General features: G+C 37.2%; 14 protein-coding genes. 13 read left to right on the plus strand and 1 reads right to left on the minus strand.

Going from position 1 to position 12,583, the window contains the following annotated elements; genetic code table 11:
• Window positions 1–2: 2 nt before the first annotated feature.
• From JOC94_RS11030 to JOC94_RS11080, 11 genes are all read left to right on the plus strand, one after another.
• Window positions 3–881 carry a hypothetical protein gene (locus JOC94_RS11030; RefSeq protein ID WP_120117216.1) on the plus strand — a complete coding sequence of 293 codons (879 nt, stop codon included), beginning with the start codon at window positions 3–5 and terminating at the stop codon, window positions 879–881.
• Window positions 882–897: 16 nt separating this feature from the next.
• A complete protein-coding gene (locus JOC94_RS11035) occupies window positions 898–1,431 on the plus strand; it encodes a hypothetical protein (protein ID WP_120117217.1) in 534 nt (177 codons plus the stop codon).
• Between the two features lie 91 nt (window positions 1,432–1,522).
• Complete coding sequence (locus JOC94_RS11040; protein WP_120117218.1) at window positions 1,523–1,858, plus strand: hypothetical protein; 336 nt, start codon at window positions 1,523–1,525, stop codon at window positions 1,856–1,858.
• Window positions 1,859–1,949: 91 nt separating this feature from the next.
• Window positions 1,950–2,861: a hypothetical protein gene (locus tag JOC94_RS11045; RefSeq protein ID WP_120117219.1), complete on the plus strand. Its 912-nt coding sequence runs from the start codon at window positions 1,950–1,952 to the stop codon at window positions 2,859–2,861.
• A 71-nt stretch (window positions 2,862–2,932) separates the two neighbouring features.
• The gene (locus JOC94_RS11050) at window positions 2,933–4,570 is read left to right on the plus strand and encodes a DNA cytosine methyltransferase (RefSeq protein ID WP_205179347.1); all 1,638 of its coding nucleotides are present in this window, start codon (window positions 2,933–2,935) and stop codon (window positions 4,568–4,570) included.
• A 313-nt stretch (window positions 4,571–4,883) separates the two neighbouring features.
• The gene (locus tag JOC94_RS11055) at window positions 4,884–5,270 is read left to right on the plus strand and encodes a hypothetical protein (RefSeq protein ID WP_120117222.1); all 387 of its coding nucleotides are present in this window, start codon (window positions 4,884–4,886) and stop codon (window positions 5,268–5,270) included.
• 215 nt (window positions 5,271–5,485) lie between these two features.
• Entirely contained in the window at window positions 5,486–6,004 is a 519-nt protein-coding gene (locus tag JOC94_RS11060; RefSeq protein WP_120117223.1) for an NUDIX hydrolase, read from the plus strand.
• A gap of 20 nt (window positions 6,005–6,024) precedes the next feature.
• The gene (locus JOC94_RS11065; RefSeq protein ID WP_205179349.1) at window positions 6,025–7,122 is read left to right on the plus strand and encodes a class II aldolase/adducin family protein; all 1,098 of its coding nucleotides are present in this window, start codon (window positions 6,025–6,027) and stop codon (window positions 7,120–7,122) included.
• Window positions 7,123–7,250: 128 nt separating this feature from the next.
• A complete protein-coding gene (locus tag JOC94_RS11070; RefSeq protein WP_318282546.1) occupies window positions 7,251–7,679 on the plus strand; it encodes an ASCH/PUA domain-containing protein in 429 nt (142 codons plus the stop codon).
• A gap of 131 nt (window positions 7,680–7,810) precedes the next feature.
• Window positions 7,811–8,533, plus strand: a complete 723-nt coding sequence (locus tag JOC94_RS11075) for a hypothetical protein (RefSeq protein WP_120117225.1) — start codon at window positions 7,811–7,813, stop codon at window positions 8,531–8,533.
• Window positions 8,534–8,637: 104 nt separating this feature from the next.
• On the plus strand, window positions 8,638–9,201 hold the full coding sequence (locus JOC94_RS11080; protein WP_120117226.1) for a hypothetical protein: 564 nt from the start codon (window positions 8,638–8,640) through the stop codon (window positions 9,199–9,201).
• Between the two features lie 92 nt (window positions 9,202–9,293).
• Here JOC94_RS11080 and JOC94_RS11085 read toward each other — a convergent pair whose 3' ends face one another.
• Window positions 9,294–9,605, minus strand: coding sequence for a hypothetical protein (locus JOC94_RS11085; RefSeq protein ID WP_120117227.1), 312 nt, complete (start codon window positions 9,603–9,605; stop codon window positions 9,294–9,296).
• Window positions 9,606–9,801: 196 nt separating this feature from the next.
• Here JOC94_RS11085 and JOC94_RS11090 point away from each other — a divergent pair, with 196 nt between their 5' ends.
• On the plus strand, window positions 9,802–10,704 hold the full coding sequence (locus JOC94_RS11090) for a tyrosine-type recombinase/integrase (RefSeq protein WP_245998153.1): 903 nt from the start codon (window positions 9,802–9,804) through the stop codon (window positions 10,702–10,704).
• A gap of 69 nt (window positions 10,705–10,773) precedes the next feature.
• Window positions 10,774–12,582 carry a site-specific DNA-methyltransferase gene (locus JOC94_RS11095; RefSeq protein WP_236017063.1) on the plus strand — a complete coding sequence of 603 codons (1,809 nt, stop codon included), beginning with the start codon at window positions 10,774–10,776 and terminating at the stop codon, window positions 12,580–12,582.
• The last annotated feature ends 1 nt before the right edge of the window (window position 12,583 follow it).

Genomic DNA, 12,583 nt, shown 5'->3' on the forward strand with positions numbered 1-12,583 from the left:
ACTTGAAATCTATAATTAGTTATCCAGAACGTGGACATTGGGGCAATTCTGCCTATCGGGGGAATTGTAGTGGTCACGTTATTAAAGATTTGTTGCAACAATTCTTTCCTAACACAATACCAAAAAGGTTCGTAGAAGTCTTTTCAGGCGGGGGAACAGGGCAGGACGTTGCAAAGGAATTAGGCATAACGAATAGTGTTCATTTGGATTTGAATACAGGATGGAATGCTTTGAAAGATGAGATTCCATTTGGTTCGGATTTTGTCTTTTCACATCCACCGTATTGGAGCATCATACAATATGAATTTCAACGGGGTTCCTATGATCCTGACGATCTATCAAACGTCATGAGTTATGAGGAATTTATTGAGAAATTGGACAAGGTGAATGCTAAAATCTATCAATCCTTGATGAATGGAGGTCGCCATGCTTTTTTGGTCGGGGATGTCCGGCGAAAAGGGCGTTACTACTCCATCATTAAGGATATGACATGGTTCGGTAGTTTGGAGTCGCATATCATCAAGGCACAGCACAATTGCCTATCAGATTCCAAGCAATATGCCAATAACAACTTTGTACCAATCGTCCATGAGCACCTTCTTGTTTTCAAGAAAAACCATGTATGGATGGTACAAATGAAAAACACTGTCACCAAAACATTCGACTTACGACAGTTCAATAACATTACATGGCGTGATTTGGTACAAGGAGCTGTGGAATGGTTGGGCGGTCAAGCGAAGTTGGAGCAGATTTACAAAGTGATTGAGGGTAGCAAGAAAACTGTAAAGAACAAGCACTGGAAGGAAAAAATCCGTCAGACATTGCAGATGCATGATGATTTCGTTTCTATCGAGCGTGGTGTTTGGGGATTGAATTATTGAAAAGGAGAGATTTATTATGAAAAAACATACACTCGAAAATGAACATATTAAAAGTGTTTTATTTGTTATTCAGATGTTACAAGAAAAGAAAATGTTCCGAAAGGATGTTGTTTGGTCGGACGAAATAAATAATTTGATAGTTTGTATGGGATTGGCTGATTTATGGCGAAATCAGAAAGGCATTCTTAATGAAGAAGAAAAAAACGATATTGAAATTTTTGCGGAACGGTTTTTGTTGGATCGTTATGGTCATGATTTATATTTTTGGCTTGCAGAAAATGAGGATGAAGAAGTTCAAGTCAAAATCAGCAAAATTCGAAGTGTGTGCGATTCGACGAATTTCATTTTGATCCGTTCTGACTTAAATGATAAACAAAATGAAATGGAAATTGAAGTAGTCATTTTGGTAGATGAGGATAAAAATAAACCGGATCGAATTATGTATAGGGTCTTGTTTAATAACATTCTTCAAGGTTCCTACGATAATCTTAACGATGCTTATAATCTTTATCGTAAAAAAATCCGTGAGTTAAGCGGAATTAAAGAGTGATAAATAAAAAGGATTGTTGCAAAGATTGTTCTGTGCTGCGGTCTTTTTTTCTAGTTAAACAAACTAGTATAAAAAAATGAGGTGCTGCGAAGTGGATCAATTACAGTTTTTTTCCGATGAAGAGTTTATGACCAAAGAAGAATTGGAAATAAAAAGTGCCAAAAAGTATGTTGCCCGTACCATCTATAGATCATCCGGTCGGAAGGGGTTTATAAACACACATCTATCCGATGGAGATATGGAAGGAGCATATAAGGAATTCGATGAAGCGTTCAGGACTTTCGGTTTTTTACATCCCAAAAGTTACAGTTTCACGTCCTATCGTAACATTGGCAACATCCGGTATTATTCAGATGGTGTCCAGATGGAGATACAAGCCAACAGCAAAGAACTCTTTGAGATTTTGCTTGAATGCTTAAAGGAATAATAAAAACAATAAAAGGTTTCGTATAAAAAAGGACGTTTTTTAAAAAAGCGTCCTTTTTCTCTTAAAAATAAAAATAAAGGATGTGTTTCAAGTGGAAATGACGTTGTTTGATTTTGACTTCACGGAAGAAGCCAAGACGGACGAAGAGTTGGAAAAATCCTTCCGTGAGTTACAAGAATGGCATAAGGAAAGAAAACTTCCTTATAACCTTCGAATTAAAGATGTACCCATCCATTTACGGATGGATATAGAACGATTTAAAGAAAAGGGATGGATTGTATTTAATCCCCATTACAATGAATCTACTTTTGAAATAGCGGAAGAAAAACTCTTACATTATACCGTGGAAGAATTGGTTAGTGAGTATCGTAAGAATATGGAATCACTTCTGCAACGGGAAGACGTGTGTTGGTACAATTCTATCCTTAATTTACGGAATTTTCATGGTCCGATTCGATATAAAGACAAGGAAACAAAAGATGAATATTATCGTCAAAAGAATCGGATTACAAAGGAAGCAGCATTGCGTTTAGGGTTAGAACATTTTAGGAACGTTCCTTCTTCCAGAGGAAGTAAAATGCGGTCTCTTGATTCAAAGTGGCAGCGAGAACACGTTATCCCTTTGATTGCTAAGCATGTCATCCCGATGACGGATATGGATGAAATCGAAGAGTTTTTCCGTTCCCATGAGTTCTTCTGTGGAAGATGGGATTGGAATTCGAAAGGTGTGCCGCCACGTGTTGATATTAAAGGCTTTACGCCATCCGAATTTGATTTAGCTTGCTTATGCCAAGCTACAGATGAAAAAACAGTAAAAGAGATATTTGATTACATGGGATGTTCAATGGGTTCAGGTGTAAGGGAAGGAAAAACGCTACTTTTTCCGGAAGGGTGGTCGATGGAAAAGTATGAAGAATCTCTAACCGATGAAGATAGAGAGTTATTAAAAGCTGATCAAGAACGATTAGAACGTCTGCATGGTAGAAAAATTGAATGCTTTTAATAAAAAAGGATGCCTTTATAGGTGTCCTTTCTCTGTTCTTAAAAATAAAAAGATAGAAGGGTTTTGATTACATGTTCAATTTTGTAAAAAACAAAATAGCAAAAAGAAGCAAAACAAGGGGTGGCATTACATTTTCGGACAAAGAGCTTTTTGAAGTAAGCGCCAAATTCAAATATGTAGTCGATTCGAAAAACAACAAAGTGATCCTACTTCAGACGGAAAAAGCTAACGGTGAACCTTTGGATTGGAAGTCCAAAGCAAAGAAGTTGAAATTAGACTTAGAAAATTCACTGATCCGTTCAGGTACGGTATCCCGAAAAGGAAAAAATCAAATACCACTAGTTGATATACGGAATCAAATTGCTAATGGTGTATTCGGTGATGCTGATTATCTTCAAGTTAATATCTATGAAGATACTGTAATCGTAGAAGGCTTTGAAACCCAAAATGATAAATTACCAGAGGAAAAAAGTTCCGGGAAAGCTAAAAAACAAAACAGGATTCGTTCGAATGGCAGAACAAAAAAGGCTAGTGTATTCGACATTTCGCAATTTGCTAAAACGAAAAAGAAATTTGAAGTTTCGTTTTCAAAAGAAGAATTGCGCCAAGTAGCAGGTCAATCCCATTCTTTTCATATAGAATCGATCCTTTCATACAGTGAAGGTGTATTTGAAGAAATCAAAGAGTCTTTGGAGAATGTCCATATCCCTCTACAAGTTGCAAGTTTTTTCAGTGGAGCAGGATTAATGGATCAAGGGTTTAGAGAAGCAGGATTCGACATCGTGTTTGCACTTGAAAAAGATGAACAAGCAGCAGAAACGTATCGACATAATAACGGAGATTGCATAGTTGTTGATGATATTCAACGCTTTGATTTTTCTTTGATGAAAGATGCACCGGTTATTGTAGGCGGCCCTCCTTGCCAAGGGTTCTCTGCCGCTAATCGAAAAACGAATTTCTTAGATAATCCGAATAATGCTCTTGTGAAAAGATATGTTCAAGCTATAAAGGAAAGTTCGAAATGCAAAGTCTTTGTATTGGAAAACGTTCCTCAAATTCTTACGGCAGGAGAGGGAAAATTTAAAGACGAAATCATTCAGACATTAAGTGATTTTGACATCACATACGGAGTGTTAAATTCAGCGGATTATGGTTGTCCCCAAGAACGCTCACGAGCGATTTTTATTGGTTCGAAGATCGGTCGAATTGAATTGCCAAAACCAATTTATCAACCTCATGAATATGTAACGGTTGGTCAGGCATTTATGGGATTACATGAGAACATACCAAACCAAACTGATTATTCGAAGCCTAATCCAGATACAGAAAAAAGAATGCGATACATTGGTCAAGGCGAAAATTGGAAATCAATACCGGATAATCTTAAAACTCCAAAAATGCTAAAGGGAAACACGCATAGTTCAATTTATAGAAGGTTGGAAGAAGATAAGCCGAGTATTACGATCACAAATGTTCGTAAAAGCAATATCTTGCATCCTACCGAAAACAGAGTGTTATCAATACGTGAATGTGCAAGGCTATTTGGTTTGAGAGACAGTTTTGAGTTTGTAGGTAATCTGTCATCAAAACAACAACAAATAGCGAATGGCGTACCTGTACAGTTAGCAAAAGCTGTGGGGAATGTGATTAAGAAAGCCATTTCCATGTTCAATGTTAGAAATAAAACAGAATCGTTTGTACTGGTTTAAAGAAAGGGTGATTCTATGGGAAATAACTATTGTTTCCTGGAATTGAACTTGATTTCTACCGATTGGGGCGAAGCCAATCTGAATCCAATGGTTCGCTGCTATGGTCTAAAGAAGGATAGAAAAGCGAAATGCAAAAGCTGTTTGTTCTATACGAAGGATACCTGTAAGTTTGGGTATCCTTCTGAACATTCAGGGGAGTATAGGGCTTGCTTACGATATAAAAATAAAGCACGGAAGGATGAACTTTTAAATGATCGAATTTGATTATTCAGCTCATAAAGAACACGCCTACTAATTTATTAAAAAAATTGCGTTGAACAGGAGGAATAATTTTCATGTTATTCAATTTGCTTACGATGAATATGAGGATTGGAAAGAGGATATTAGCGTCAACCATATAAGTTGGCTTGACTATTATTATTTAAAGGAAGCCTTCCAGCATATTTCTTCTGAAGAAATGGAATGGAATGAAGTGATTTCGATTACTTTTGATGTATACTCACCATCTGACATTTCATCTTTTCGTTTAGAAATGGTGGAAGTGGCGGGAGCGGAGATTAGCGGAACTCATTCGGTAAAGGTTAATCACTATCGTAGTGACTGTGATACCTATGGACCTTATTATTATTCTGCTTATTTTCTCTATCAACCAGATATTCAAAAGTACATTGTGATCGAGGAAAAGAATTATGCTTGTTAATCTTTACTTTTAATATAGGGTAATGAAAGGCATACCACGTACACGCCTTATAAAATTGAGATACGCCATTCATATCGAGTGGCGTGTTCTTCTATGTTCATTGTTCATATGAAACAAACTGATTTTCGCAACGTCCTGTAAGGTAAGAAGGAATATTTCAATTCACAAAAATCGAAAGTTGCTTGTACAAAAAACACATGAGGAAGTTGATAAAAATGAAGAGGGATCGTTTATTGTATGATGGTTATTTGAAAATCGAAGAAACAAAAGATGTCATCAAAGGAAAAGTAGTCAAAAGGGAACGGTTGATTGCTGCGGATGCAGTGGCGGCCATCCTGATAGACGAGAGCGGTAGGTTCGGGTTGGTGAAGCAATATCGTCCGACTGTTGACCGATACACCTATGAATTGGTTGCTGGAACGTGCGACAAAGAGATGAGCGATGCAGACATTCTATTAGAGGAAATATATGAGGAATGTGAAATCAGCCCCGAAGATGTCTTGGAATTAAAATCAATACATCAATATTATGTGATGATCGGCATTTCGAATACAAAACTGAATTTGTTTGCTGCGTCTGTTCGAAACCAAACAGACAAACAAGTTTCAGATGCCGATGTCGAAGAGGTCATATGGGTGACGATGGGTGAGTTTGCCCGCATGGTTGAGCAAGGGGATATTCAAGATTCGAAAACCCTTCTTGGCTATTACTACGCTTTAGCGATGGGTCTATAAAATAAAGGGAGGAAAATAAAATGAAAATCTATTTGGTGGGTGGAACATTTGATGAAAAAAGAGGGAAGGCTTCCGGTTTAATTGCGAAAATCTATTGGGCGTTGAAAGAACAGGCGCAGGTGGCAGATGTTCAATTGTATAATGGTGGACACATTGAAACATTGCGGAAACTACATGACGAAAATCTTATGGAAGATGCCGATGCTATCATGTGGTTTGCAAATGTTCCGAATGAATTTGAGAAGTACCGGGACATCAAGAAGCATTATCCGAGAAAACTGTTAGTCACTTCCAAACGAAATCATGATGAGTACAAATTCAATTATCTTGTCAATCATGCGTTGGGTCTGAAAGCTAATCTTGTAATTGAATTTTCAAGAGGGGAAGAAGGCAGATTTCAGACTCGATTGTTTGATCCATTAGGTGCTGTTTGGGTAGATCGGACATATGATATTCAAGTGTTAGTAGAGGGCTTGGTTGAGCGTTTAGCCTATCTCAAAACAGTGAAGCGAATCGGTACTCGTTACAAGGAAGGGGTTATTGCCATTCCGAATGAAAGTGAGTTTGTTAGCCTTGTAAAACAATTGTCAGATAGATTCCATGATTTAATCCATCCAGCAGAAGGAGTTACCCGTTTCTTAGGAAATGCTTCATTCCGATGCAGGCATGGTTTTCCGAGTTTCCGCCACGGAGATAAAATCTTTGTTTCCAGAAGAAATATCGATAAGCGAAACCTGGGATTGGATGGTTTTGTTCCCGTTCAAAAAGGAAAAGACGGTAAAATCTACTACTATGGTGAGTATAAACCGAGTGTGGATACGCCTATTCAATTAGCGTTATATGAGAGTTACCAGAACGTGAACTATATGGTTCATTCTCATGTCTATATCGAGGATGCGCCATTTACAGAAGTGGCAGTTCCGTGCGGGGGTTTACAGGAAGTAAAAGAAATTCAGAAGATATTCCCAGATCGAACAACCACAAACGTTGCCATCAATCTGATTGGTCACGGAAGTTTGATTCTTGCGAGTTCAGTGCAAGACATTGAAGGATTTTTGGACCGTTATATTTCAAGACCCATTCCAGAAGTAATGAATTCAATGGTTATGAAGTGCTGAAATGATAGATAGTAACTCTATAAGTATAAGTGAGCACGTCGCTGAATCTGGTGACGTGTTTTTTTCTTTTGGGAACCTCATGAATTCCAGTACGTTCCTATATATAACAATTTAAAAGGAGTGGAATTATGAAGGGAAATATTGATTATATCGGTTATGAAGAAGCAATGGAAGCTGTAAAAGAGGGGAAAATTGTGTTTTTCTATTATCGGGGAATGTCGGTCGAAATCAAACCAAATTGTGATTTAGAATATTTGAGAGGTAAATTGATGGCGCATCTATCGTTGACTATTAATGATGTGATCAAAGGAAAATATTCTGCACACCTACTTCATGAATTGAAAATTCTTCCTGGATACTTTGAAGAGGTTGAAAAAGGAATCAAAACATTCGAAATCCGTAAGAATGATCGAGATTATCAAGTCAGTGATTTCTTGCTACTGAAAGAGTTTGATCCAAAAACAAAAACTTATACAGGGAAAGAAATCAGAAAAAGAATCAGTTATATGACGGACTTTAATCAAAAGGAAAATTATGTTGTGATGGCAATTGTATAAATGAAATGTTGAACACGTCACTCATTTTAGGGTGGCGTGTTTTTTTATTTCTGGAACTTTTCAATTTAATATTCGTCCTATGAAGCAAAAGAACGGAAATATTATTTTGTCTTGCTACAGGGGGATGTGAGATGAATGAACAGATTATGAAGCAAGAAAAAGCAAAAAGGATACAGTTATTACATGAACTTGATATTTTAAAAAGCCAGCTGTGTGAATCTTGTAAAAAACCTAGCTCATCAGCAAGAAGCAAACATGAAACTTGTTGCGCAGCGTCCGTTCGCATGAGGGAGATAGGAGAAGAACTATTGAAACTAAGTAAGAATCGGAGATATAAAAAAGAAAAAACAAAGGAAGTGAAAAGCTTGTCTACCAAGAAACACTCAATTGAAATTACCGAAGATGCTGTCAATCAAATGAGGGAAAAAGGGATGACGTATACTGCTATTGCAAATCACTTCGGTGTAAGTCTTCAGACGCTTACAAATCGTCGTCAAAATTGGGAGTTAGCAAGAGTAAGAGGAAACCGCGATCAGATGAATCCGCAGAAAGGAAATTCAAATGCAAGTCCAAAAAATGATGTTTCCAAGCCAATTCACTCTGAACAAACAGCTACTTATACAGAAGAAATTTCCAACCTTAAATCAGCAATCATCAATAAAGATAGTGTTATCAGGGAGCAAAAAGCATTGATTGATCAACTTACAGCGACCGTAAACGAATTAGAATCCTATGTTGTTGAGTTGGAAAGTGATCAGGAAGCGATGTCAGAAGAAAGAAGAATGCTGGCTATTTTACTTCATCGGGAAGCCAAAAGGATGAGTAGTCTAGTTGAGAAGGAGTTGACTCACTAATGGTGTTTACACGACGCACTAATGATGTCGTGTTTTCGAAGGAACCTCTTTAAGATTGTATCGTCCTATCCTAATAAGCAATCATAATATCAAGGGGGATTAATATGGTACTTATAACTTTTTTAATCGTATTTGTTTTTTTATGTGTGGCAGTTCTTTATCTTCTCTTAATTCTATCCTATAATGACTTTGATTTTGATCGTATGTATAACGAATACCGAAGGACAAAAAAATGCAAAAAGTTATTAGGAAAAAGTTATGTAGAGATTTTAGACCTGATGAATTCATACGCTCATAAATTTCAATACTATAGTGATATTAAATTAATCAACGATAACGGAAAGAAAATCGATACTATTATAAACCTATTTGAAAAAGATATGGATGTATTTCATCCATTGATGGATAAATACGAACATACCTTTAGAACACTTTGTGACGTATTGCAACAAGCAGAGAAAAAAGAACTCATCTTTCACGAAATCATTCATTTGGAGATAAAAGAGCTTCTTCAGGAAGCGTTTATTGATTTTATGAAAATGGATGCTCTGCTTGAACAAAATAAAAAACTGGAAGAAAACATGGAAATAGAAATATTAACTAAATCACTGAAAGAGGAAACAAAGATGCTTAAAGATATGAAAAAGTTTAAAGAAGGAAAACTCTAATTGCGCTTTGCTGACAATAAATAAAGGAGAAACAACAGAAGATTAGCAAAAGAAATCGCCAAGCCTATTTGGATGGCGATTTTTTATTGTTTTTAACTTTTCCTTCGTGCTGGCCGTGTCCTTTTTAAATAAAGAGATCTAACCTGTTTATGTAACTCGTCTTCCTTCTGCGGCGTAGTCATTAGGAATTCTTTCACAAGATCAGGAGTTAACGGTTCAGCATCTGCATGAATGCCCCGTCTGTTAAGGTTATCAGCTACCTTTTGTAAATTCCCCTGCAACGCATATTCGAATACAACATATTGTGTCAGGGTCTTGGGTTGGTAATGTTCAATTAGGTTGATATAGTCTTGTAATTTATCTCTATCTTTTTCCGCTTGTGCAAGTGTACGAAAAGTCCTCATTGTCATACCCCCTTGTAATAATTGACATTCAATTCAAACAATACTCTAAATTGCAGAAGTAATCAAATGAAACCTGTTTTGAAAAGTGTGATAACTAATTAATTATAGGTTACGATATTGCTCTGTTATCGTAACCTATATGATAAAATGGAGAATGAGAGAAAAGAACATAAATATTTTGAAAAGGAGTGGTTCAGTGATAAAAAACGGCAATGTCGTCTTTACGAGAGATTTTGAGAATCGGAAACGTCATGCTGAACAAGAACAAAAATTAAAAGAAGTTGAAAAAAGGATTCCACCGGGCTATCGAAGTGAAATCCGTATGTACCAAAAATACTGTAAAGAAACTAGACAATTAGAAACAATTGAATCGTTAATGGATTTTTTGTTTGTGTCGATCACCGAAGAAGCTGTGAAAAAGAACACGTGGGAAAAACGGGTGGTCGCCCTACGAAAATACTTTAGCGTTACATACGATATCTCGTTCGATGAAGAAATAAGAAAAACGGTCGCTAACATCCGTAAATTGTATCAAGAAGACGACCGGAAACGGTTAAAGAAGGAAACAGGGAAGCTGCCAGTTGATTTAGACGAACTGCTAAATATCATCGACATATTGGATACAAGAGCAAAGGCGATTTGCCTTGTCAATCTGGATACCGCCAACCGTCCAAATGAAATGGTTAACTTAAAAATACAGGACTTTCAATTGGATGGCCGCATCGTGAACGTCTTTTTACAGAAACAAGATAAATGGCATAATAAGCGACTGCAACCGGGAACGGTACGAGCTGTTCAAGAATACATCAAAGAGTATGGCTTGCAGCCCCAGGATTACTTTATTGGAAGGCGAAGCAAAGGTGGAAATTTTGAAGGGGTCAAGATATCAGAAACTGCTTATCGTAAACAGTTGAAAAAATGGACGGGCTATACGCCCTATAATTTTCGTAAAACGATGGTTGCCTTTATGCACTCCGCGGGGGCTGACCTGTCTACCATTGCTAAACAGACTGGACACCGTTCGCTTGAAACCTTGGATAAACATTATCTTAACGTAGCGGATGCTACAGTCGATAAATTTATGGATTATAAAAAGTGACTATATAATAGAAGGAACTCGAATTTTCGGGCCATATATAATAGTAGAAAGTCAAAGAGAGGTAGCTGTATGAGCACAAATTTATCAAAACAAAAAAGGGAAGATTTTTTACAAAAGATTACTCAAATCAAGTCTTTTGTCGAAAATCATTCCACTGATGACGAGACAAGAAAGTTATTACGTTATATCGGAGAGTTAGAGAAGGATCTATATGGAAAGAAATTCGGGCTGGTGTTTGAAGAGCATAAGGAAACAATTGATGACATATTGGAGAAAAACACGCCCGTCTTGAAAGAAGATACAGAGTTATTGATTAAGAACCAGGGAAACATGAATTTTTTGCTTGAAGGAGATAATCTTGCGGCTTTAGAATTGCTGACAAAAACACACAGAGAAAAGATTGATTTGATATATATTGATCCTCCCTACAATACGGGAAACAAGGATTTTGTATATGATGATACATTTGTCGATTTGGAAGATGGCTTCCGGCATAGTAAATGGCTGTCATTTATGGAACGTCGTTTGAAGTTGGCAAGCAAACTACTGACAGCAAAAGGTATCCTTGCGATTAGTATTGGTTATCAAGAGGTTCATAATCTGGTCTTGCTATGCGAAGAATTATTCCTAAATCGACAAGTTGTGTGCATTACTGTTCAAACGTCTGGTGGAAAACCTTCCGGTGGATTTGATTATTTACATGAATATGTAGTTTTCGTTACTCCCCATGATTTCAAGCCAAACAGAATGACTTTTGTAGGCGGAGTTACAAGAAGCCCGTTTGAAGGTTTGACGTTAAGTACGTTTGACAAAACGCAACGACCAAACCAAACATATCCAATCTTCATTGATAAGAAAACGCATCATATAGTAGGAACCGGACCTTCTTTAGCGGATCGGGTCAAAGACGGAACCTATACAGGAGAATTGTCGGACTTTGTTTTCGATTATGACGAAGCACCAGAAGGAACGGTAGCGGTATTTCCAGTTAGCAGCAGGAGGGCAGATTGCGTTTGGCGTTTAATTGCAACTCGTTTAATGAGTGATTGGGAAAAAGGCTATATCAAGGTGAGCGAAAACAGAGTGAAAAACCATCCAAATAAATTCAGCATTCAATATCTCCCATCAGGTGTGATAAAGAAGGTTGAAGATGGCACGTTGGAAGTGAAGGGAAGTGAAAAAGACGCTCCTACCTTGGTTTTTGGAGAAAATACGACGGTGGGTTCGGAAATTCCTACTATCTGGACGGAAAAGGCGTTCTATACCACAAAAGGCACATCTGCGTTGAAAAAGATATTCGATACCAAAAAATTCCCCTATCCGAAACCGATAGACTTAATTTCGGAAATCATAAGAGCGACCACGGATTCCGATAGCATTGTTTTGGACTTTTTCGCAGGGTCCGGCACAACGGGACATGCGGTGATGAAACTGAATCAAGAAGAAGGCGAAAACAGGAAATTTATTCTTTGCACCAATAATCAAAACAAAATCTGTCGTGACGTTACATACGAGCGGATCAAGCGGGTTATAGAATTGGATAATTATGAGGAAAGCCTGAAATACTTTAAAGTCGATTTCATACCTATTGAAAACCGATTCTATTACGAATATGCGGATGACCTGCTTTGCCATGTAAGAGAGTTGGTAGAGTTGGAGAATGCGATTGATTTCTCTGAAACGGAAGAAATTACAATCGTGTTGACAGATGAAGAGTTAGAAGAGTTTGTACAGAACACAAAGGACAATCCTGTTTGTAAAACCGTCTATCTTGGTCATGATGTGCTGTTAAGCGGAGAGCAGCAAGAGTTATTCAAAAAGCATAGCATTCAAGTAAATGTAATACCAGATTACTATTATAACGAGTTGAGGGGTTAAT

It is taken from the genome of Siminovitchia thermophila, from assembly GCF_016909185.1.
In the GTDB taxonomy this organism is placed as follows: domain Bacteria; phylum Bacillota; class Bacilli; order Bacillales; family Bacillaceae_C; genus Siminovitchia; species Siminovitchia thermophila.

What these genes read in the sequence shown, in the direction of transcription:
- JOC94_RS11050 (WP_205179347.1), top strand. Translation starts at nt 2,933, where the DNA reads ATGTTCAATTTTGTAAAAAACAAAATAGCAAAAAGAAGCAAAACAAGG.
- JOC94_RS11085 (WP_120117227.1), bottom strand. Translation starts at nt 9,605, where the DNA reads ATGAGGACTTTTCGTACACTTGCACAAGCGGAAAAAGATAGAGATAAA.
- JOC94_RS11095 (WP_236017063.1), top strand. Translation starts at nt 10,774, where the DNA reads ATGAGCACAAATTTATCAAAACAAAAAAGGGAAGATTTTTTACAAAAG.
- JOC94_RS11070 (WP_318282546.1), top strand. Translation starts at nt 7,251, where the DNA reads ATGAAGGGAAATATTGATTATATCGGTTATGAAGAAGCAATGGAAGCT.
- JOC94_RS11065 (WP_205179349.1), top strand. Translation starts at nt 6,025, where the DNA reads ATGAAAATCTATTTGGTGGGTGGAACATTTGATGAAAAAAGAGGGAAG.
- JOC94_RS11080 (WP_120117226.1), top strand. Translation starts at nt 8,638, where the DNA reads ATGGTACTTATAACTTTTTTAATCGTATTTGTTTTTTTATGTGTGGCA.
- JOC94_RS11060 (WP_120117223.1), top strand. Translation starts at nt 5,486, where the DNA reads ATGAAGAGGGATCGTTTATTGTATGATGGTTATTTGAAAATCGAAGAA.
- JOC94_RS11035 (WP_120117217.1), top strand. Translation starts at nt 898, where the DNA reads ATGAAAAAACATACACTCGAAAATGAACATATTAAAAGTGTTTTATTT.
- JOC94_RS11075 (WP_120117225.1), top strand. Translation starts at nt 7,811, where the DNA reads ATGAATGAACAGATTATGAAGCAAGAAAAAGCAAAAAGGATACAGTTA.